Source organism: Psychrobacter luti (assembly GCF_014192115.1).
In the GTDB taxonomy this organism is placed as follows: Bacteria; Pseudomonadota; Gammaproteobacteria; order Pseudomonadales; family Moraxellaceae; genus Psychrobacter; species Psychrobacter luti.
This window is the reverse complement of the sequence record NZ_JACHXL010000008.1, coordinates 14,049-34,769: the sequence shown is the minus strand read 5'-3', so window position 1 is coordinate 34,769 and position 20,721 is coordinate 14,049. Positions and strand designations below refer to the sequence as shown.

The window sequence follows — 20,721 nt, the reverse complement described above, 5'->3', positions numbered from 1 at the left end:
AATCCTAAAGGTGTAATGAACATGGCTACAGATTTACAAGTTACAACCAACAAGCTATCTAACAAAGAAACTCAGCTAACGGTTAAAGTACCCGTTGAAAAAATTCAAAACAAAGTTGAAGGCCGTATTCGCCAAGTTGCGAAAACTGCCAAGATTGACGGTTTCCGTAAAGGTAACGTCCCTATGTCACATATCCGTTCACAGTACGGTGCTGGCATTCAACAAGAAGTTATCAACGATGTGATCCGTGATACTGTTTTTGAAGCGATCAAATCAGAAGACATCCGCGCGGTTGGCATGCCTAACATCGATGACGTGAAACTTGAAGATGATTTCTTGGTTTATCAAGCCACTGTTGAAATCTTCCCAGAAATCGACGTGCAAGGTATTGATGAAATCGAAGTTGAGCGTCACACAGCGACGGTTAGCGACGAAGACGTTGACACCATGATTGAAAACCTACAAAAACAACGTGAAGAATTCGTTGAGAAAAAAGGTAAAGCGGCCAAAGACAACCAAGTAACGTTTGACTTTGAAGGCTCAATCGACGGCGAGAAATTCGAAGGCGGTTCTGCTGAAGACTTCAAACTGGTTATCGGTAGCAACCAGATGATTCCTGGCTTTGAAGATGGCATCAAAGGCATGAAAGCTGGCGAAGAAAAAGTTATCGACGTGACTTTCCCAGAAGATTACCAAGCTGAAAACTTAGCGGGTAAAGAAGCACAGTTCAAAATCAACGTAAAATTGGTTGAAAAATCTAAGCTACCTGAAATCAACGAAGAGTTCCTAGAGCTATTCGGTGTTAAAGAAGGCGGCGTTGAGAAATTAAAAGAAGACGTACGCAAAAACATGGAACGCGAAATCAAGAATGCTGCGCGTAGCCAAGTAAAACAAGCGACGTTTGATGCGCTACTAGAAAAGAATGAGTTTGAAGTACCAAACGCCATGTTAGAGCAAGAGATCGAGCGTCAACGCAACATGATGATGCAACGTTTTTCTCAGCAGTTCGGTGCCAATGCTGATAGCTTCGATAAAGACATGCTGCCAAATGAGCTATTTGAAGAGCAAGCGCTACGTGCTGCCCGTCTTGGCATCATCGTTGCTCGCGTTATCGACACCAAAGGCTTAGAAGTAGATCAAGAGCGTGTTGAAAGCTTTATCAAAGAAGCCGCTGAAAACTACGAAGATCCAAGCGAAGTCATCGAGTACTACACCAATGACAAGCAGCAACGCGCGAACATTGAGTCTGTGGTTCTAGAAGATCAAGTAGTTGATTATCTAATCGAGCAAGGCAAAGTAACTGACAAAGAAGTTAGCTACCAAGACCTATTGGCTGCTCAGCAACAACAGCAGCAAGGTATGTAATTTAGTAAGAGATAACGTGGCAACTTGCCATTAATGGTAAATTGCTACTCTTACTGCAAAAATGCTAAACACAATGCCCTAACAATTTGTTAGGGCATTTTTATTGGGGACTTATAAATTACTGCCTTATTAGCTACTTTTATCTGATGTTTATTGCTACTGCCCTTGATAAATAGGCACAGACGCCTTATTAATAGGGAGTCATTTATCATTTGTCACATTAAAAAGTTACTATTTCCCTGATAAAAAAGTTACCATTAGCTCAATTATTTTTAGCGGCTACTATTTTTGACAGCTGCTATTTCTAGCAAGTAGATGTAATAACCTTTAAACGCCGCCTTAAATCACGAATATGATTGGCTACTTGCTAGCGATGTTTAGAACATTTAATTGAACCGAATAGGTTTTATTAACAGGCAGCTTTTATTAACAGGCGGCAATGTTTACAATGATAACCACCATAAAAAATTAGCCAACAGCTAGCCTATACCTCTTTACTTTATGTACTTATAAACAGGACATCTTTATGACAGATTATGATCGCATCACTGCTAACCCGCATTTTGATATGTTGATGAGTGCGCACAATACCGCCCAGAGCGCGCCCCAAGCAGCATTAGTTCCAATGGTGGTTGAGCAATCAGCACGCGGTGAACGCTCGTTTGATATTTTCTCACGCCTATTACGTGAGCGCGTTATCTTTTTGACCGGTCAAGTTGAAGACCATATGGCCAATCTTATCGTCGCCCAGTTATTATTCTTAGAAGCAGAAAACCCTGATAAAGATATCCACTTATATATCAATTCACCAGGCGGCTCAGTAAGTGCTGGTTTGGCTATTTTTGATACCATGAACTTCATCAAACCTGAAGTTTCGACCATTTGTATGGGCGGCGCTTATAGCATGGGCTCATTCTTGCTTGCTGCTGGTCAAAAAGGCAAACGTTATGCCCTAGCCAACTCTCGCGTGATGATTCACCAGCCTTCAGGCGGCGCGCAAGGTCAAGCAACTGATATCGAAATTAATGCGCGTGAAATTCTAAAAACTCGCGCTCGTTTGAATGAGATTTTGGCTGAGCGTACTGGTCAACCAGTTGAGAAAATTGAAAAAGACGTTGAGCGTGATTATTGGTTAGATGCCAAAGAAGCCAAAGAATACGGTTTGGTTGATGAAGTATTAGAGCGTCGCCCGACTTCTCTATAAGTGCCTTAATAGCAGGCGTTTAAAAAACTTTAAAACATCAGATGCTTAAGCGCGATACGGTGAGAGAAAATATATTAAGTGCCCTGCGCTTTTGCATCGATGTCCATAATCAGAATATTGATCAGTATAAAATTTTAGGAGTGCCTGTATATGGCAGAAGATAACACCCCGCAGTGTTCGTTTTGCGGCAAAGAAAAAAGTGAAGTAAAGCAGCTGATTGCCGCTGACGACGCCAATATTTGTAATGAATGTATTGAGCTATGTACTGACCTGATTGCCGATAGCGCCGAAGATGGTGACGACGATAGCGACATTGATACCTCTTGGGTCAATAAAAAGCTGCCAACGCCAAAAGAGCTACGTGCCAAACTTGATGAATATGTCATCGGGCAAGATGCGGCGAAAAAAGCCTTGGCGGTGGCGGTTTATAACCATTATAAACGCCTAAAAGTCAGCCAAACTTTAGCTAATGACAGTAAAAAAGCCAAAATTGGCGCTGATGATGCCATGGTTGAATTGGCAAAGAGTAATATTTTGCTGATTGGTCCAACAGGTTCTGGTAAGACTTTACTTGCGCAAACCCTAGCACGTCTACTTGATGTTCCTTTTGCGATGGCAGATGCCACGACTTTGACCGAAGCTGGTTATGTCGGTGAAGACGTTGAAAACATCGTGCAAAAGCTACTGCAAGCATCAGATTATGATGTCAGTAAAGCTGAGCAAGGTATCATTTATATCGATGAGATTGATAAAATCAGCAAAAAAGGCGACAACCCATCTATCACCCGTGACGTATCAGGCGAAGGTGTTCAGCAAGCGTTGCTTAAGCTTATCGAAGGCACGGTTGCCGCTATTCCACCACATGGTGGTCGCAAGCATCCTCAGCAAGAGCTCATCCAAGTCGATACCAGCAATATCTTGATTATCGTTGGTGGCGCATTTGCGGGTCTTGATAAAGTGATTCAGCAACGTACTGAAAAAACCGGTATTGGCTTCAATGCTGATGTTAGTTCAAAAGACGATAGTAAACGTAGCTCAGAGCTACTACAACAAGTAGAGCCGGAAGATTTAATCAAGTTTGGTCTTATCCCAGAGCTGATTGGTCGTCTTCCTGTACTTGCTGCCCTTACAGAGCTGGACGAAGATGCGTTGGTTCAGATATTGACGGAACCAAAAAACGCCTTGGTTAAGCAGTACAAGTATCTGTTTGATATGGAAGGCGCTGACATTACCTTTACCAAAGAAGCGCTTGATGCGATTGCCAAAAAAGCAATGGCACGCAAAACGGGTGCTCGTGGACTACGCTCTATCGTTGAAAACGCGCTGTTAGAGACAATGTATGAGCTGCCTTCTATGAAGGATGCTAAGACCGTACTCGTTGACGAAGCAGTGATTAACGACGGTAAAATCCCTGAAATTACCTTCTCTAATGATGACTCAGAACAGATAGCGATAGACGCTTAAAAGGTCTTATCTGCTTTGTTAAAGCTGTAATTAAAGCAAAAGTGTCTAGTGTAAATTATGCTAGACACTTTTTTTATGTCCGCTTACTTCTCATTTTATTTCTTGCCGCTAATGTGGTGGTTAAAAATGACAGCCGCGTTTATCAATTGCTATCAGCTCTTATCATCAATCATGCTAAGGTAAAGCGACTTTTTATACGTTATCTTTATTTACGACCAAACCTCTCCAATCAATGATACAAAGGACTGTTTATCATGCTTAACACTGTTTCTGGAAACGTCTCTGCAATAGCCACCTCACTACGTCAACATCTGCCTTTTTCCTCTCATCAAGACCATGATATTGCGCCCTATTACCGCAACCATGTCGCTGCTATCACTGGTGCTGGCTCTGGGATGGGACGTGAGCTTGCCATTCATTTAGCAAAAATGGGCTGCCATGTGGCATTATCCGATATCAATGCTGAGCAATTGGCACAAACCAAAGAATTACTGGTCGGCTATGATGTCAAAGTCACCACCACCGTACTCGATGTCTCAGACAATAAAGCCGTCGAAGCATGGGCTGATAGCGTGATGGCGGAGCATGGTAAAGTAAACTTTATCTTTAATAATGCAGGCGTGGCGCTTTATTCAACCGTAGAAGGTAGCAGTATTAGCGAGCTTGAATGGGTGATGGACATCAACTTTTGGGGCGTGGTTTACGGCACCAAGGCATTTTTACCACTGATTAAAAACAGCGTCAAAGAAAGCGAAGTTAATGGTAGTAACAAAGATATTAACAAGGATAGCAAAGCACGTCATTTTAACGAACATGGTCATATTATTAATATTTCAAGCTTATTTGGTTTGACCGCGCAGCCTTCACAATCTGCTTATAACGCCAGCAAGTTTGCTGTACGCGGCTTTACCGAAAGCTTGCGTCAAGAGCTCGACATTCAGCGCTGCGGCGTCTCAGCGACCTGCATTCACCCCGGTGGTATCAAAACCAATATTGCCAATAGCGCCCGTGGTAACGACAGTATCAGCGACCTTGGTATGCGTAGCGGCCGCAAAGCCATCAGTAGTTTTAATAAGTTCTTAAAATTTGATGCCAGCGCCGCCGCTTGGATTATTTTGCAGGCCGCCACGACCAATCAGCCACGCTGCTTGATTGGCAATGATGCCAAAATGATAGACGCTGTCCAGCGCGTATTCCCGGCACGCTATAGCAAGGTATTAAATGATGTCAATAAGCTGTCGCGTAAATTAAAAGGCAAAAAACGCGCAAAAACGGCTGACCGTAAAGCGTTGATTGCACATTGATGTAAAGATAGGTAGATAAATGATGATGATAAGTTAAATCACTAAAGAGATATATTCATCAAAAAAGCGCGTAAATATTTTCATATTTACGCGCTTTTTTAGTAAAAACTATATAAGCGTTGCTATCTAAAGCATTCATTATCTCTTGCCATCATTTTTCGCTTTAGTGTTTGTTTTCAATTTAAAAACACTTTACGTATTTGTATTTGATACAATTATGTTACTAGAAAATTACAGATTAATTACTGGTCGGATTTTGATAGGCGGAATCAAGCGGATTAATCAGTAACAGTAGGCAATGGCGGTAAGCGGATCATATGACGCCAGCTATCTTGGCATTAATTAATACTAAAATCCTAGCCTTTTATTTATCCAAAACCTTAAAATAAGTTTTGCCATCATGACAACCAAACTATCATATAAATATAGATTTACATATTATTTTTCAACATAAGGATATTCCAATGATAAACTTTCCACGTGCCAAGCCCTCCTCCCTGTTAGTAGCTACTATCTTTGCCATTAGCGCCGTCAGTATGACCGGCTGTAGTAATAGCAGTGAGACCAAAGCCGTTGACCGTCTAGAAGAAGCAGAAGCATTGGCTCGCGTTAAAGCGCTCGAAGCCCGTGCTGAAACGCTAAAAGGCAATATGCCAGCTGCCAGTGATATGAGCGCTAGCGCAGGCGGCGGTGATGCGGCAGGCGCAGCAGGCGGCAAACCAGCGATTAATATGCCAGACGAATCTACCATCCCAGATGATGAGCGCGGTGCCGCCATTCGTCGAGGTTTACAGATTGTCAATCATACTTATAAAGAGATGCCAAATAACGTTGGTAACCAGCTCAACTGTACCAGCTGTCATTTAGGTAACGGCTCAGAAGCGTTTGCGGCGCCATGGAATGGTCTGCCGGGCATCTTCCCTATTTATCGTTCGCGCGGTGGTCGTATCAACTCCTTGCAAGAGCGTGTCAATGGTTGTTTTGAGCGCTCAATGAACGGTACAGCGCTTGATTTGGGCTCAGATGATATGAACGCCATTATCTCTTATATGACTTGGCTGTCGCAAGATATGCCCGTCGGCGTATCTCCTGAAGGTCGCGGTTTTGTCAAAGTGAATAAAGAGTTAGAGCCAAACCCTGAAACGGGTGAAAAGCTATTTGCAGAAAAATGTAGCGTTTGTCACGGTGACAATGGCGAAGGTCAATATAATGACGATGGTACTTATATCTATCCTGCGGTAGCTGGCGATAAATCCTTTAATGATGGCGCAGGGATGGCACGTACTTATACTGCCGCCGCCTTTATCAAAGGTAAAATGCCATTTGGACAAGGTAATACGCTAAGCGACCAAGAAGCCGTCGATATTGCCGCCTACTTTACCCACTTGCCACGCCCTGTAAAAGCAAATAAAGACAAAGATTGGCCAAACGGTGATGCACCAAAAGATGTCCGTCGTTAATTTAAAAATTCATAAGTTATATAATAAAAAGCCCAGCTATTTAAGTAGTTGGGCTTTTTTATCATTGGTAGTTAGAATAAATGCTTAGGATAATTTGATTGATTTGATTTTAATTTAAGGCAGTTTCATATCGCCATCAACCAACCACCCAAGACGGCGCATCGCATAAGCGACCACACCAGCGATAAGCGCAGGTATGACGAACATCAATAAGATAATCGCCGTCCATAATTGAGCGCTACTCATAATACCTTGTGAGGCTTCAATGACACCAAATACCCCGACCAATCCTGCCGTACCCATACCAGCGCCAGTTGCCGTACAAGCCAGCCCAAACCCAACGGTTGCGATAGGACCAACAATGGCGCTAGCAATCACAGCAGGTAATAAAACTATGGGTTTTCTAAGCACATTAGGAATCTGTAGCATACTGGTGCCAAGTCCTTGAGATATCACGCCACTGACACCGTTATCTTTAAAGCTAGCCACCGCAAAACCTATCATATGCGCCGCACAGCCAACGACCGCCGCCCCGCCCGCTAAGCCGCCAAGCCCAATAGCGATACAAATAGCGGCGCTTGAGGTCGGTAGTGTCAATAAAATTCCAACGACCACTGCTATCACAATACCCATTAACAGCGGCTGCAATTCAGTGGCGGCTTGAATACCTTGACCAATAGCATTGACCGCAGCAACGACTGGAGGATTAAGCAGCGCGCAAACGATTAGTGCCACCGTACATACTAATAACGGTATCAGCAAAATATCGAGCTTGGTTTTGCCCGCGACCCAAGTCCCAGCACGATAAGCAAAGACTGAGGTCAAATAGGCACCAATCGGATTACCGGGCACGGCAGCAAAGGTTGCTGGACCTGCCTCTTGCGCTATAAATAAGTTGCCTGCCATCAAAGCTTCGGAATGAGCGCCCAGCATCCCTGCAACCAAGCAGCTTAGCATCACTAACGTTGGCGCTTTAAGATAATAAGCAATACCGACACCAATACCCGCACCCATCAGCACTGAGGCCAGTTTGCCGACCGCAACCAAGGCTGGCAAGTTTAACCAGCCACCGATTTGCGAGATGATAAGACCGGCAATGAGGGTAACAAACAGCCCTAACGCCATCCCAGTGAAGGCATCAATAAAATATTTTTGGAAAAAAGCTCGAATCATACCGACGGGTGCAGTTTCTGAAGGAGTCACAGTCATCATGATGCTCTTATGTTAATGTTAAATTTGATAAAAAACGCCGAAAAACATAGCAAAAAAAAGGGATAAAAAAAGCGCCATTATGACGCTTTTTTTATCAATACTGTAATTCGGTCTAACGACGTTGTTCGACAATGATAGAATCAATACCATTATTTTGTAGGCGCTGCTGGGCAGTGGCAACCGCTTGACGGTTATTCATCGGGCGTGAGATAACCTGATAGATAGGCAAACCATTACCTGTGGTGTTTTTTACCACTCGAGCGTCCACACCTGCCATCAGCACTTGGGCACGGCGACGATCTGCTTCGTCGGCATCACCAAAGCTGTTGATTTGCAAAATATAAGTAGCAGGTTTGGCTGCTTGAATACTTGCCGTACCAGCACTGGGTTTGTTCGCAGCCGCACCTGTATTCGCGCTTGTATTGTTGGCAGCTGGTGTGCCATCGTAAGTCGCATCTTCTTCAACAATAACAATATCGTCATCATTACTGCTGCTGGCGGCATTATTAGCATTGTTGCCACGATTCGGCTCAATAGTGGTATTTTCAGAGATACCAAAATTACCTGCATCATTAGCGGGAGTCGTACTTTGAGGCTGATTGACGATTACATCTGGCTCGAAGTCAGTGATTTGACCTGATTGGCTATCATCACCTTCCCCAAAGTCTTCATCAGGAATCGTTGCCATCTCTTGATTGGGCAAAATATCGTAAAACTCATAATCACCATTATCGGTATCGGTATCGACTCGTTGCTGCACTTGTCTGTCAGGATCGTTATCGTTATCGCTGCCCGCAGGACTAAAATTAAACAATGGTGAGAGGTATAAAAACACCCCTATCATGAGCGTCAATACCGCCCCAACAAACATCCATAATAAGCCTGACACACTACTTGTTTTGCGTTTTTCAGTGGCACCTTTTGGTTTTTTGGCTAACATGGATCTCGTTCTCCCTACTGAATATATCTATCGTTGTCGAATTATCAATGTCGAATTATCAATGTTGAATTGTCATTGTCGATTTGTTATTGCCAAATAGTCGTCGGCGAATGATGGCTGGCAGCCGTCTCTCTTTATACTACATACTAGACGGCGCAGACAAGCCTAATAAGCTAAGCCCGTTACTCAATACCTGCCTGACCGCCTTAGATAAGCGTAGGCGAGCTTGCATCATATCCATTTCATCTTGGCTTGGCGTCTCACCCGAGGTCAAGCTCACAGGCAAGATACGATTGCTATCGTACCAACCATGAAATAACGCCGCCAATTCTTTTAGATAATTGGTTAAGATATGCGGCTCATAGCCTGTCGCTGCGCGTAGCAAGGTTGCCGGATAAGCGCCAAGTAATTTAATCAATTCTTCTTCGCTCGATGCAGTCAATAACTCTTGCTTTTCAGCGCCAGTAATATCGTCTACTTGCAGACCACTGGTTTCTAGTTTTTCTAACACGCGGCAAACCCGTGCATGCGCATACTGAATATAGAAAACCAAGTTGTCTTTACTTTGCGATTTGGCAAGCTCTAAGTCAAAATCGACGTGTACTTCAGGCTTACGAGCGACGTAATAGAAGCGCGCGGCATCGTTACCGACTTCATGACGCAGCTCACGTAAGGTGACAAATTTGCCCGAGCGCGACGACATTTGCACTTTTTCACTACCGCGCCATAAGGCAACAAACTGTACCAATACCACATCAAGACGATCGGCATCGATACTAAGCGCCGTTAACGCCGCTTTTACTCGTGGGACATAGCCATGATGGTCAGCGCCCCAAACGTTAATGACTTTATCAAAGCCGCGATCGAACTTGTTTTTATGATAAGCGATATCAGAGGCAAAATAGGTGCTTTGACCATTAGCACGGCGTACCACACGGTCTTTTTCATCACCAAAATCGGTCGATTTAAACCAGATATTGCCGTCTTTTTCGTACAAATAGCCTTTTTCATCTAGGATTTGTAAAACAGGCTCAATCTCGCTATCAATAGATCTTTCGCTAAACCAGCATTCATAACGGACACCAAAGTCATTTAAGTCGTCTTTGATATCAGCCAAAATACTGCTAAGCGCTGCATTTAAAAATAGCTCATAACCCTCGCCAAGCAAGGCTTTGCTATTGGCAATCAGTCCGTCGATGTGGGCTTCTTTATCGCCTGATAGCAGCACTTTTTCGCCATCCGCATTTATCTCAAACTGTGCATCTGCTGGTACGTCTTTAGCAATTTCTGCAAAACTGTGGACGTAACTATCAGCGTGCTGCGTTTTTAGCGTTTGAGCAATATCACTGACATAATCACCTTGATAGCCGTTTACTGGGAACGTGACTGGCTCACCGTTGGTTTCTAGATAACGCAAATAAGTACTGGTCGCTAAGATATCCATCTGACGACCGGCATCATTGACATAGTACTCACGCGTGACATCATAGCCAATGGCTTCAAGCAAATTTGCCACGCTCATGCCAAAGGCGGCACCGCGGCCATGACCGACGTGCAGACTAGACGTTGGGTTGGCCGAGACAAATTCAACTTGGATTTTTTGACCTTTAAACTGCTTGCTTAAACCAAAGCGTTCTTGCAGCTTAAAGATATCGTCTAACACGGCGAACTTAGCTTCAGTATTTAAAAACACGTTGATAAAGCCTGGTCCTGCGATTTCTACTTGGCGAATATTTTGGTTTTCAGGCAAGGCATTGACGATTTTTTCAGCAAGCTGGCGCGGATTGGCTTTCGCCGCTTTGGCGGCCGTTAGCGCGATATTGCTCGCAAAATCACCATGACTGGTATCTTTTGTTCGTGTAATTTGGCTGTTGTTTTGCCAATCAGCCGGTAGTTCGCCGTCATTTTTTAGGGCTTGAATGGCACTATCAAATAGTGAGGCGAGCGTATCAATTTGGGCTTGTGACATAGGACTATAAACTCAGATAAATGAACAAAAAAATTGGTGAAATATAAGATAATACAAAAAAAATAAGTAACCTATAAATATAACAACCTTTAGACGCTATTGCACTATTTGAACCAAAAATAGCGTTAAAATTATTACTATTATACTGGATAGGCACAGCTTAAGAGGTGATGGTTATTATAGGCTGCAAATACAGGGTTGTTTAGGCTGATTGTAGCGTTACTGTTGCCTGACGTTAGGGAATATTTATAGCGGCTCTATTCCGCGTTATAATGAAAAACAGTTATCGCCTGCTTTTTCTATACATTATCGTTTCATTTATAAAAATCATAAAAAAAGCCTCAGAGCGTGCGCCACTTTACACTTTCATCTATAGGATAAAACCATGTTTGCTATTGCAGCCAGTACCGTTACCAGTTGGGGTATGTACATTTTATTGCCCATTTTTATTGCCTTCTTATTCTTCATCATTTGGGACTTATCAAAACAATCTGGAGCTGGTCGCGCGGGTACTTTTTGGATGTTCTTAGCCCTTGGTGCAGGCTTTATTGGTTTTATCCTCAAAGTTTTGATAGAAATGGCATTTAAACGCTGGTTTATTTAATTGGTATTTGCCATAGCTGTTTCTCAAAATAACACGCATTTTTATAAACATCACATTTAAAAGTGATGGCAGCATTGTTTGAGATTCATAACCTAAAACCTCTCTTGGCAAATAGTTATTTTTTTGCAATAAGGGTCGCACGTTTTGGCGCCGGATAGCCTTCGATGGTTTTGCTTGCATCATTAGGGTCTAAAAAATCCGCCAACGAATGATAAGTCATCCATTCCGTTTTGCGCTGCTCATTGGTAGAAGTAACGGCGACATCGACGCAGCGTACGTCGGTAAATCCTGCTTTTTCTAGCCAGCCAATAAGTGCCGCTACAGACGGTAGAAAATACACGTTATTCATCTGCGCATAGCGGTCGTGTGGCACCAGTACAGTATTGGCATCGCCATCAATGATCAAAGTTTCAAGCACCAGCTCGCCACCTTTGACTAATTGTCCTTTAAGCTTTTGCAAATGCTCAAATGGCGACTGGCGATGATACAACACGCCCATACTAAATACTGTATCGAACAGCTGACTGTGCTCCGGCAGGGCTTCAAGTGGTACCGGAATATAATGGGTACGGTGATTGTCAGCATTACCAACAAAATGACGAATCGCCATAAACTGATGATAAAACAGGCAAGAAGGATCAATTATAATGACCGTCTCCGCTCCTGCACCTGTCATCCGCCAACCGTGATAACCCGAGCCACCGCCCACATCCAATACGCGGCGACCTTTTAAATTACCTAAATGCGGTAATACTCGCTGCCATTTCCAATCGCTATGCCATTCAGTATCAATTTTTATAGCGGACTCGTCACTACCAATCTGACCACCAATCTGAAAAGGGCCTTTCCGCCACGGCATTAACTGCTTTAGCAGTGCCATCGTTTGTTTACGCTCAGAGTCGCTGAGATTGGCCGCAATCGTCAAAACATCATTATCTAAATCGACATTATTGACTATTATTTCTGGTAATCGTGCCACCGACGCTTGATAAGCGGGCGCATGAGCGTAATTGGCTTTATCTTTGATGTCATTGAGCCATGTCGGTAACCGCGTTAGCCACTCATAAGCACTCGGCTGCTGCTGCGCCAGTACTAGCAAAGTTAAATATAATTCGCGTTCAGCGTGGATGATGGTGTCATTAAGCATAAAGGGTGGCTACCGTATTGATAAAGCACTAATAAAAATTTTGATTTGGCGAAAACTTTGCGCTGATTAGGTGTTATTTAAACGCCACAATAGAGATAAAGTTTAAAAACTGAAACCACGTCAGATGACGCTCAAAACCAACTTGCGCCAGACGTGTATGATGCTCATCCAAGGTATCAGTAATCAAAACGTTTTCTAGCGCATTGCGTTTGCCGCTGATTTCCATTTCGGTATATCCATTAGCGCGTTTAAAGTCGTAATAACGCTCAACCAACCACGCATCATACTGCTCATCAAAAGCATGGGTCTTTTCGGTCAATACCAAAATCCCACCTTCACTTAATGCCGCATAAATTTTTTCTAATACTGCCACTCTATCGGCAGCTGGCAAAAACTGCAGCGTCAAATTAAGAATGACCATATCGCATTGCTCAAACTCAACATCACGAATATCAGCGGTAATCACTTCAATATTATGTGCTGGATAATTCTCCGTTAATAAAGCACTCGCCTCCGTAGTCATCGCTGGTGAGATATCAATCGCTTTAATCTGCAAATCTTGCGGCTCAAACTCGCCTGCCAACGCCATACTTGCCGCACCCAATGAGCAGCCCAAATCATACACGCGGCTGACACGTTGCCCATTACTGTCCTGTTGACGATACTTACAGTGGCGACGGGCAAATATCGGCAACATCGCTAGTACCTGACCATAACCAGGCACACTACGGCGAATCATATCAGGAAAACAAGCCACCACTTGCTCATCAAAAGAAAAACGCGCCGCTTTATCGAGTGGTGTGGTAAATAAGGTGTCATGCTTAATGATGTCGTTTTTAACAGTATTATTAGTAACAGTATCATTAGTAGGGGTAGTTGGCTTGGTTTGGCTCATGAGATGGCTCTTTTTTTGATAGTGTAACTTTAGTTTTTGATAACAGAACTGTAATTAGAGAGTATAGCGCTAATGGCTCTTAAGACATTTTTAGATAGCAAAAGCCCATTATAACATTACTGTTTGTTACTTATCGCGGGCAACTGCCCTGCTAAGCTAAATGCATATTAATAAATAGAGAATTTGCTAATCAAATGCCTTTAAAGTAAGAGCGATTTGTTAAAGATACTATTTAGCTCATATTTTATCGTTAGAATAATAGGAACAATTATGCAAACCATTATATTAGGCGGTGGCTGTTTTTGGTGCACCGAATCGGTATTTTTATCGGTAAAAGGCGTGCAATCTGTCGTTTCAGGTTATATGGGCGGTGATGCTGTGTCTGCCAACTACGAAGCGGTCTGCGGTGGTGATACAGGCCACGTTGAAGTAATTAAAGTGGAATTTGATGAGTCTATTGTACCCTTAGAAGTGGTACTCGATGTGTTTTTTGCCACCCATGATCCTACCACCATGGACCGCCAAGGCAACGATGTCGGCAGCCAATATCGCAGCGTGGTTTTCTATACCGATGAGGCGCAAAAACCAACGGTCGACCGTACGATTAATAAACTGCGTGATATGGGTCTTAACGTGGTCACAGAAGTACATCCTGCTGTTGAGTTTTATAAAGCCGAAGAAACCCATCAAGATTTTTTTAATCGCAATCCGGGGCAAGCTTACTGTAACTTTGCCATACCACCAAAACTTGCCAAACTGCGCAAAGAATTTAGTCAGTATATGGTGAGCTAAACGATTACCGTAATTTTTATACGCTATAAAAGCCAAGGGTTGATACGCTATAAAAGCCAAGGGTTGATACGCTTGGCTTTTTTATTGGGTTTAGCGGTATGATAATGTCAAACCTTTGAAGCTTGATAGGCTAGGAATAATGGTATGAATTCTAAATTTTGGCAACAGCGTTGGCAAGAAGGGCGTATTGGCTTTCATCAATCCGATGTCAACCTTCAACTCATCAAATACTTTTCTACATTGGCGTTGCCCATCGGTAGCCGAGTGCTGGTACCTTTATGCGGTAAATCGGTTGATATGGTATGGCTGGCTCGCGCAGGTTACGACGTAATAGGTATTGAGCTGGTCGAATCAGCCGTACAAGCTTTTTTTGATGAGCAGAATATCACTCCTATCATTACCGAATTTACTAGCAATTTTGACGAATCCACTTTAAAGCGCTATCAAGGTCAGCTTGCTGGTCAAACCATCAGCTTATGGGTAGCAGATATTTTTGCGCTGAGTTCTACAGCTATTGGTGATATCGCTGCTGTTTATGATAGAGCGGCATTAATAGCCTTGCCAGCAGACGTGCGCCCTGATTATAGTGAGCAAATATATAAGCTTAGTAATAACGCGCCACAGCTATTAATTACCCTGAACTACGAGCAAAGTAAAAAAGACGGCCCGCCTTTTTCGATTAGTCAGGAACAACTAAAGCACTATTATGATGCTAATTATGAAATTATTGAGCTTGAAAACCAGTCATCAATCCTTAATTCTGCATCTGAACTATCGGTAACTGAGCATGTTTGGCTATTGAGTAAAAGATAAGATTAATTAGCACAGCAAGTAAGCATAAAATAAGCAGCGACTAAATAATAACGGAGAGAGCCGATGAAAGCCTTAGTGAGCCTTGTCAGTTTAAGCGCTTTGTTACTGGTGGCTTTACCCGGTCCGCTCTATAAGTATGGTGTCGTCAACTTAGGTACAGCGTTTACGGGGTTTAAGTTTGGTGTATTTGCGGGCATCGCGGCTCTTATCTTGCTGGTGTTACAAATCATATTTAAACGCAAAACAGTGACGCTTGGTAGTACGATAATAGCGCTACTACTATCTACTATTGCTATAGCAATACCACTTAGCATGCTGAATAAGGGTAGAAGTGTGCCGCCTATTCATGATATTTCGACCGATTTGGTCAATCCGCCTGAATTTGTAGCTATTGCCCCACTACGTGCTGATGCACCAAACCCAGTTGAGTATGCAGGTGTAGAAGCAGCAACCCAACAGCGCGCCGCCTACCCTGAACTACAAACATTAAGCTATGATCGAGCGCAATCTGAACTGGTTGAGGCAACCAAACAAGCCGTCGATCATTTAGGTTGGCAGCTGGTAAATATTGATGCTGACCAAGGAATTATCGAAGCGACAGATAGGACGATGTGGTTTGGCTTTAAAGATGATGTCATCGTACGTATCACTGATAACGGTAGCAAGCGCCTGGTCGATATCCGCAGTAAATCACGGATTGGCGGTAGCGATTTGGGTAAAAATACCGAGCGTATTCATGAATTTATTGAGGAGTTGGATGGGATTTTGGCAAAGTAGGATTTACCAAATGGCTGTCAAAACCGCTTATCCGCATTGAAATAAGAGATTTCTCTAAAATCGTGTAATACTATATTTATCTTAAAACCTCTCCTAACCTCACGCCACCGTCAATTTATAGTAACTGAGTGCTTCGATACCTTTTCTTTACTATTGAGATTGGTTACTCTAAGTCAATACTAGTTTTATTAGCCTTGCTCCAATTCTAAATGGTAATTTTGACGTTTATAGGATATTCTCATGCGCTTGACTCCATTCTCCACTTTATCGCTGCTTAGCATCGCGGTTGGTCTCAGCCTTGCCAGCACTGCTCAGGCCGCTAGACCACCAGCGCCAGATCTATCTAATAACGAGTTTCAACAATGCTTAGATGGTCTAAAGAACTCTAGCAAATTCCGCGGCGTCGATAGCTTTACCTTTAATAACTATCGTCCAAGTCAGCCTGACCCTAGCGTCATTCAGTCATTAAACTATCAACCCGAATTTCAAAAGGACGTCTGGGATTATCTGTCGTCACTTGTCGATACGGAACGAGTAGAAGATGGTATCCGCGCCAAACGCCAGTGGGCAGACACACTGCGCCGCATCGAATCGCGCTACGGTGTCAAAGCCGAGCACGTATTAGGGGTTTGGGGTGTAGAGTCTAACTTTGGTCAGACATTGGGTAAAAAACCCTTATTTGAATCTTTAGCGACGCTGTCTTGTTTTGATCGTCGTCAGAGCTATTTCCAAGGCGAATACGCCAATGCGCTAAAAATTGTGCAAAACGGCGATATAGCACCCAGCGATATGACCGGTTCTTGGGCTGGCGCGTTTGGACAGACACAGTTTATGCCAAGTACCTTTTTAGAATTGGCTGTTGATTTTGATGGCGATGGTCGTCGCGACTTGGTCAACAGTGTTCCTGATGCGCTTGCCTCTACTGCCAATTTCCTCGATAAACGTGGCTACCGCTCAGGTGAGCCATGGGGTTATGAAGTCAAACTTCCGAGTGGATTTTGGGGCGCATCGAACCGTAAAGACAAAAAATCTATCAGCCATTGGCGTAATCAAGGGCTGACATTAGCGAACGGTAGCCCGCTGCCGTCTGATTTGAATAGTGCCGGTTTACTATTGCCTGCAGGTCCTGACGGTCCAGCTTTCTTAGTTGGTAAAAACTTCGATACCTTTTATTCGTATAATGCCTCAGAAAGCTATGCACTGGCGATTGCACATTTATCAGATCTCATTACTCGCGAGGATAGCAGTAAAACCGACTTTATCACCGCTTGGCCAACTGATGACCCTGGTATTGGTCGCCAAGAATCCAGAGCAATTCAGCAAGCGTTATTAAATGCCGGCTACGATATTGGAGAAGTCGACGGTATCATCGGTGATAATACGCGCACTGCAATTCAACAGTATCAATCGAGCCATGGTATCTTCCCAGCCGATGGACGCGCAGGACAGAAGTTTTATCGCGCAATCATTGGTAGTGCCGCTGCTACTGGCAATCAATATGGACAGCCAGCAAACAGTCGTCCTTTAAATCCTGCCCCTGCCGACCGTATGGGACAATTGATTCAACAACAAACTAGCCCTAAATCCACTTCTAACACTTACTCCGTACAGCCATCAACATCGTCATCAAGCAATACGCGCTATCGCCGTGTTACCAGTCCTGATGGCACAGTGAAACTTGTCCGTGTGGATGAAGGTTCGTAGTTAGATATTAAAATAAACGGTTAAAGTTACGATCATTATTTACTAGCTTTAACCCTCTAACGAAAAAGCCACGCAAATTAGCGTGGCTTTTTTTATAAGATATATTTAATGCTTTAGGAATAAACAGTCGTTAGTAAATAATCTCTACAAATAACTACTACTAAACAATCGGTGGCGGGGTTGGTTTACCATTATCGCCATCCCAGTTCTCGCGTGCTTTATCATCTAAATCAGCAGGCGTTTTTGGCTCCCATTTACCATTTTCTTTCCACGTAGCATCACCCCAATCCGCATCTTCTTCTTTTCTATCCAAATCTTTATAGGCTTGAGTTGGATCAATACCGCGACGCTTCATATCGGCTACTTGCTCTTCTAAGGTATGAAACTGATTTGCTTCATGCATTTTCTCTTCCAAGCTGGTTAATTCAGTGTTTAATGCATCTTTTTTAGAGTTGCTCATTATGTATTCTCCCTAGTTGTTCAATATTGTCATGTGCTTATCACCTTCATTATTACGGGTATTGCCTAGCTTCACAACCATTGCGACGTATGCTTTGTATTACAAAACGTAGCCATGACCATCCTAAACTCTATTCAAAGCGTAAAATGTAATTGTTAAACATAAGGCATAGCCATCAATAAGGCTTTTTTAGATGAGCCTAGCTAGGTATAAATTGAATAAGATATTTATTAATAAGAGTGATACGTAGAGTTAATTTAGAGGCAGAGACGGCTGATTGTCTGTTTTTGGCTTTTTATCGGCCAGTAGACTTTTTGCATGGTAGGTAAGTTTCCATAGCTCTTGGGTCACCCGCGTGCCATAAGTGGTTAATTGTATCCAATTAGCCGCGACCAACTGACGCTGCAATTGGTTTAAATCATCCTGAGAAATCTGACAACGCGCCACAGCGTGAACATTTGGCATGTCTTTTTTAATATCTGCCTCAGCTCTAGTAGCGATTAAGCGATTGATGGCGCTCTGCAAACCATAGCTTGAAAAGGTCGCGGGTATTTTCATTAAGGTAACTAACACCTCTTGCCATGACAAAATCATAGGTCGGGTCACATCGCTTAAATTACCCCCTTCATAGGCTTGCGCTTTATATTGAACCTCAAAGGTTTCGGTCAGCATGATGGGTTTACTAACACTATCAGCGGCAAGATGATTGATAGTAACTGGATGTTCTTGAGCGTGCTTAGACACTCTATTGGTCGAAAAGCTAGCAGACACCTCTTCAGTAAGTGCCGATTTATTTGCTTTCATCAGCTCGTCACTGACTCTTACCCAGCCATCCCCTACCTCATGATTGGCAACCATTTTATAATAGGCTTGAATAAGCAGCTGCTCGATATCGTTTTCTGTCTCATAATAATAAATCTTATCGGCTTTTTTAGTGACCATATTGGTGAATTCTTGCAACTGCCGACTGATATTAGCTTCGTTATGGTGTGTCTTGACCAATATCAACAAGGGTTTGAGCTTGGCTTTGGCATTGAGATAGCTTAAATGCATTTGACTGACGCCGGTATTTTGCGCCGTGCCATAGCTATCACCGATAATCATCAGCGCATAATCACAGGCATCGATACACTGGCGCCCATATAATGACGCTTTCGGTAATTTGCTAGAAACGTCATAAGTTAAAAATGCGCGGGCTTGAAAAAACATCGCCACACTGTCTAAAACCAACAGTTGGTCGTTGTCAGCGCATATGACGTGAATATGATAGCGACGGTTTGGCACAATCACCTCTAAGCTTAGGTAGTCATATAAATGGTAGTCATATAAACAATAGCCATATCAATTGCTAATGAAATCAGCGTAATCCCGAATATTCTGTTTGGCAAATACTAGCCTAGCACAATATTACTGAGATGCGTTTAGTTTATTACTAATTCCATTAATATATTGCGGAATTATAACAGCTACCTAGTTATTGAGCAGATAAAAAACGTTTATTAGGATAAAACAAAGCCGCTTAAGGCGACAGATAATACTGTATATCAGTTTCCTGACCTAATAAATGCTGTATCACCACACCTAATTTCTCATCATATTTGGTCGCATAAAAAGTCAATGGCGGCGATATATCTACCCTTGTGCCCGTATCATTAAGCATCTCAGCAGCCGAAAACTCAGCAGGCAAAGCCAACAACTGATTTACCAATAACAGTTGCTTAACGCGCTCAGCAATTGCTTGCCCTGAGTCGACAATTTGTATCGCTAATTGCTGCTCTGCAATTTCTTGGCGTAAAAACGCTTTAAAAAATGGATAATGGGTACAGCCTAATACTAACTGGTCTATGCCATCTTGGGTAAACAGCTGTAATTGCTGGCGTAAATCCTGAGCAGTTTTGCTGTCTTTTGACATGCCTGATTCGACCCAAGGGACCAGTTCTGGGTCAAAATATTTGGTTACTTTGGTGGCATTGGGGCTGGCGACGTTAGTAATGACATCGTTAAGTAACGCCCCATTTAAAGTCGCTTTTGTTGCCAATACCGCAACATGACCAGTTTTACTGGCTAAGACCGCAGGTTTTAAAGCAGGTACCAAACCAACAATAGGCAACTGCGGATAACAGCGTCTGGCGGTCTCTAATGCATAAGCCGAGGCGCTATTACAGGCAATAACGATAAGCTTGCAGCCTTGTTGATATAACCATTCTACCGCTGTTAGCGTCAACGCTTTAATATCGTCACTATCACGATTGCCATAAGGTACATGCAAGGTATCGGCATAATAAACGTAACGCTCATGCGGTAATTGCTGAGCCAAGTGTAGATAAACCGACAATCCTCCAACACCCGAATCAAACAAGCCGATTGGCGCGCTGCGATCTTTCTTAATCACATCATTTATCACGCTATTATTTGATAGGGAGCGTGTATCAGACTCATTAGTGGTAGTTTCACTAATAAACTTAAGAGGAGCTACATTTACGGCAATGTTCATTTTTATTTTACCGCCGCTTTCATAGAGATACCGTTTGCATAGATAGGTTGTGATGTGAATACGCTTTATAAAATTCATTAAGGCAAAGTTAAGTACATCAATAACTAGCATGGATAT

General features: G+C 43.0%; 18 protein-coding genes. 10 read left to right on the top strand and 8 right to left on the bottom strand.

From position 1 onward, the window contains the following. Positions 1 to 21 precede the first annotated feature (21 nt). The 5 genes from tig to FHS24_RS11630 all read left to right on the top strand — a co-directional run bounded on the left by tig (position 22) and on the right by FHS24_RS11630 (position 6,797). Positions 22 to 1,365, top strand: a complete 1,344-nt coding sequence (gene tig / locus FHS24_RS11650) for a trigger factor (RefSeq protein WP_183621287.1) — start codon at positions 22 to 24, stop codon at positions 1,363 to 1,365. A 574-nt stretch (positions 1,366 to 1,939) separates the two neighbouring features. After that, entirely contained in the window at positions 1,940 to 2,569 is a 630-nt protein-coding gene (gene clpP, locus FHS24_RS11645) for an ATP-dependent Clp endopeptidase proteolytic subunit ClpP (protein WP_183621331.1), read from the top strand. Positions 2,570 to 2,719: 150 nt separating this feature from the next. After that, a complete protein-coding gene (gene clpX, locus FHS24_RS11640) occupies positions 2,720 to 4,033 on the top strand; it encodes an ATP-dependent protease ATP-binding subunit ClpX (RefSeq protein WP_183621286.1) in 1,314 nt (437 codons plus the stop codon). 254 nt (positions 4,034 to 4,287) lie between these two features. Further along, the gene (locus FHS24_RS11635) at positions 4,288 to 5,337 is read left to right on the top strand and encodes an SDR family NAD(P)-dependent oxidoreductase (protein WP_183621285.1); all 1,050 of its coding nucleotides are present in this window, start codon (positions 4,288 to 4,290) and stop codon (positions 5,335 to 5,337) included. A gap of 464 nt (positions 5,338 to 5,801) precedes the next feature. Beyond that, the gene (locus FHS24_RS11630; protein WP_183621284.1) at positions 5,802 to 6,797 is read left to right on the top strand and encodes a c-type cytochrome; all 996 of its coding nucleotides are present in this window, start codon (positions 5,802 to 5,804) and stop codon (positions 6,795 to 6,797) included. Positions 6,798 to 6,911: 114 nt separating this feature from the next. Here FHS24_RS11630 and FHS24_RS11625 read toward each other — a convergent pair whose 3' ends face one another. The 3 genes from FHS24_RS11625 to argS form a co-directional block, all read right to left on the bottom strand. Next, positions 6,912 to 8,009, bottom strand: a complete 1,098-nt coding sequence (locus FHS24_RS11625; RefSeq protein WP_233449127.1) for a PTS transporter subunit IIC — start codon at positions 8,007 to 8,009, stop codon at positions 6,912 to 6,914. A gap of 112 nt (positions 8,010 to 8,121) precedes the next feature. Further along, a complete protein-coding gene (locus FHS24_RS11620) occupies positions 8,122 to 8,949 on the bottom strand; it encodes an SPOR domain-containing protein (RefSeq protein WP_183621283.1) in 828 nt (275 codons plus the stop codon). A 139-nt stretch (positions 8,950 to 9,088) separates the two neighbouring features. Further along, a complete protein-coding gene (gene argS / locus FHS24_RS11615) occupies positions 9,089 to 10,918 on the bottom strand; it encodes an arginine--tRNA ligase (RefSeq protein ID WP_183621282.1) in 1,830 nt (609 codons plus the stop codon). Between the two features lie 385 nt (positions 10,919 to 11,303). On the opposite strand from argS, the gene FHS24_RS11610 reads away from it, so the two are divergent. Continuing rightward, on the top strand, positions 11,304 to 11,522 hold the full coding sequence (locus tag FHS24_RS11610) for a DUF2788 domain-containing protein (RefSeq protein WP_183621281.1): 219 nt from the start codon (positions 11,304 to 11,306) through the stop codon (positions 11,520 to 11,522). A gap of 115 nt (positions 11,523 to 11,637) precedes the next feature. On the opposite strand, the gene cmoB is transcribed toward FHS24_RS11610, so the two are convergent. Both cmoB and cmoA read right to left on the bottom strand, forming a co-directional pair. Next, the gene (gene cmoB, locus FHS24_RS11605) at positions 11,638 to 12,669 is read right to left on the bottom strand and encodes a tRNA 5-methoxyuridine(34)/uridine 5-oxyacetic acid(34) synthase CmoB (protein ID WP_183621280.1); all 1,032 of its coding nucleotides are present in this window, start codon (positions 12,667 to 12,669) and stop codon (positions 11,638 to 11,640) included. Positions 12,670 to 12,742: 73 nt separating this feature from the next. Next, positions 12,743 to 13,564, bottom strand: a complete 822-nt coding sequence (gene cmoA, locus FHS24_RS11600; protein ID WP_233449125.1) for a carboxy-S-adenosyl-L-methionine synthase CmoA — start codon at positions 13,562 to 13,564, stop codon at positions 12,743 to 12,745. Positions 13,565 to 13,834: 270 nt separating this feature from the next. Here cmoA and msrA point away from each other — a divergent pair, with 270 nt between their 5' ends. The 4 genes from msrA to FHS24_RS11580 all read left to right on the top strand — a co-directional run bounded on the left by msrA (position 13,835) and on the right by FHS24_RS11580 (position 17,650). Further along, positions 13,835 to 14,356: a peptide-methionine (S)-S-oxide reductase MsrA gene (gene msrA / locus FHS24_RS11595; RefSeq protein ID WP_183621279.1), complete on the top strand. Its 522-nt coding sequence runs from the start codon at positions 13,835 to 13,837 to the stop codon at positions 14,354 to 14,356. A 144-nt stretch (positions 14,357 to 14,500) separates the two neighbouring features. Next, the gene (tmpT, locus tag FHS24_RS11590) at positions 14,501 to 15,169 is read left to right on the top strand and encodes a thiopurine S-methyltransferase (RefSeq protein WP_183621278.1); all 669 of its coding nucleotides are present in this window, start codon (positions 14,501 to 14,503) and stop codon (positions 15,167 to 15,169) included. A gap of 63 nt (positions 15,170 to 15,232) precedes the next feature. Then, the gene (locus tag FHS24_RS11585; RefSeq protein ID WP_183621277.1) at positions 15,233 to 15,946 is read left to right on the top strand and encodes a DUF1499 domain-containing protein; all 714 of its coding nucleotides are present in this window, start codon (positions 15,233 to 15,235) and stop codon (positions 15,944 to 15,946) included. 240 nt (positions 15,947 to 16,186) lie between these two features. Beyond that, a complete protein-coding gene (locus FHS24_RS11580) occupies positions 16,187 to 17,650 on the top strand; it encodes a lytic murein transglycosylase (protein ID WP_183621276.1) in 1,464 nt (487 codons plus the stop codon). A gap of 160 nt (positions 17,651 to 17,810) precedes the next feature. Here FHS24_RS11580 and FHS24_RS11575 read toward each other — a convergent pair whose 3' ends face one another. The 3 genes from FHS24_RS11575 to murI form a co-directional block, all read right to left on the bottom strand. Further along, a complete protein-coding gene (locus FHS24_RS11575; protein WP_183621275.1) occupies positions 17,811 to 18,110 on the bottom strand; it encodes a hypothetical protein in 300 nt (99 codons plus the stop codon). 252 nt (positions 18,111 to 18,362) lie between these two features. Continuing rightward, complete coding sequence (locus FHS24_RS11570; protein WP_227671808.1) at positions 18,363 to 19,394, bottom strand: DUF4062 domain-containing protein; 1,032 nt, start codon at positions 19,392 to 19,394, stop codon at positions 18,363 to 18,365. 235 nt (positions 19,395 to 19,629) lie between these two features. Continuing rightward, positions 19,630 to 20,604 carry a glutamate racemase gene (gene murI, locus FHS24_RS11565; protein WP_183621273.1) on the bottom strand — a complete coding sequence of 325 codons (975 nt, stop codon included), beginning with the start codon at positions 20,602 to 20,604 and terminating at the stop codon, positions 19,630 to 19,632. Between the last annotated feature and the right edge of the window lie 117 nt (positions 20,605 to 20,721).

Excerpts from the sequence above, each read along its gene's own strand:
- argS (WP_183621282.1), bottom strand. The coding sequence starts at position 10,918 with ATGTCACAAGCCCAAATTGATACGCTCGCCTCACTATTTGATAGTGCC.
- FHS24_RS11635 (WP_183621285.1), top strand. The coding sequence starts at position 4,288 with ATGCTTAACACTGTTTCTGGAAACGTCTCTGCAATAGCCACCTCACTA.
- FHS24_RS11625 (WP_233449127.1), bottom strand. The coding sequence starts at position 8,009 with ATGATGACTGTGACTCCTTCAGAAACTGCACCCGTCGGTATGATTCGA.
- clpP (WP_183621331.1), top strand. The coding sequence starts at position 1,940 with ATGAGTGCGCACAATACCGCCCAGAGCGCGCCCCAAGCAGCATTAGTT.
- murI (WP_183621273.1), bottom strand. The coding sequence starts at position 20,604 with ATGAACATTGCCGTAAATGTAGCTCCTCTTAAGTTTATTAGTGAAACT.
- FHS24_RS11580 (WP_183621276.1), top strand. The coding sequence starts at position 16,187 with ATGCGCTTGACTCCATTCTCCACTTTATCGCTGCTTAGCATCGCGGTT.
- cmoA (WP_233449125.1), bottom strand. The coding sequence starts at position 13,564 with ATGAGCCAAACCAAGCCAACTACCCCTACTAATGATACTGTTACTAAT.
- FHS24_RS11575 (WP_183621275.1), bottom strand. The coding sequence starts at position 18,110 with ATGAGCAACTCTAAAAAAGATGCATTAAACACTGAATTAACCAGCTTG.
- tig (WP_183621287.1), top strand. The coding sequence starts at position 22 with ATGGCTACAGATTTACAAGTTACAACCAACAAGCTATCTAACAAAGAA.
- FHS24_RS11630 (WP_183621284.1), top strand. The coding sequence starts at position 5,802 with ATGATAAACTTTCCACGTGCCAAGCCCTCCTCCCTGTTAGTAGCTACT.
- FHS24_RS11585 (WP_183621277.1), top strand. The coding sequence starts at position 15,233 with ATGAAAGCCTTAGTGAGCCTTGTCAGTTTAAGCGCTTTGTTACTGGTG.
- tmpT (WP_183621278.1), top strand. The coding sequence starts at position 14,501 with ATGAATTCTAAATTTTGGCAACAGCGTTGGCAAGAAGGGCGTATTGGC.
- cmoB (WP_183621280.1), bottom strand. The coding sequence starts at position 12,669 with ATGCTTAATGACACCATCATCCACGCTGAACGCGAATTATATTTAACT.
- FHS24_RS11620 (WP_183621283.1), bottom strand. The coding sequence starts at position 8,949 with ATGTTAGCCAAAAAACCAAAAGGTGCCACTGAAAAACGCAAAACAAGT.
- msrA (WP_183621279.1), top strand. The coding sequence starts at position 13,835 with ATGCAAACCATTATATTAGGCGGTGGCTGTTTTTGGTGCACCGAATCG.
- FHS24_RS11610 (WP_183621281.1), top strand. The coding sequence starts at position 11,304 with ATGTTTGCTATTGCAGCCAGTACCGTTACCAGTTGGGGTATGTACATT.
- clpX (WP_183621286.1), top strand. The coding sequence starts at position 2,720 with ATGGCAGAAGATAACACCCCGCAGTGTTCGTTTTGCGGCAAAGAAAAA.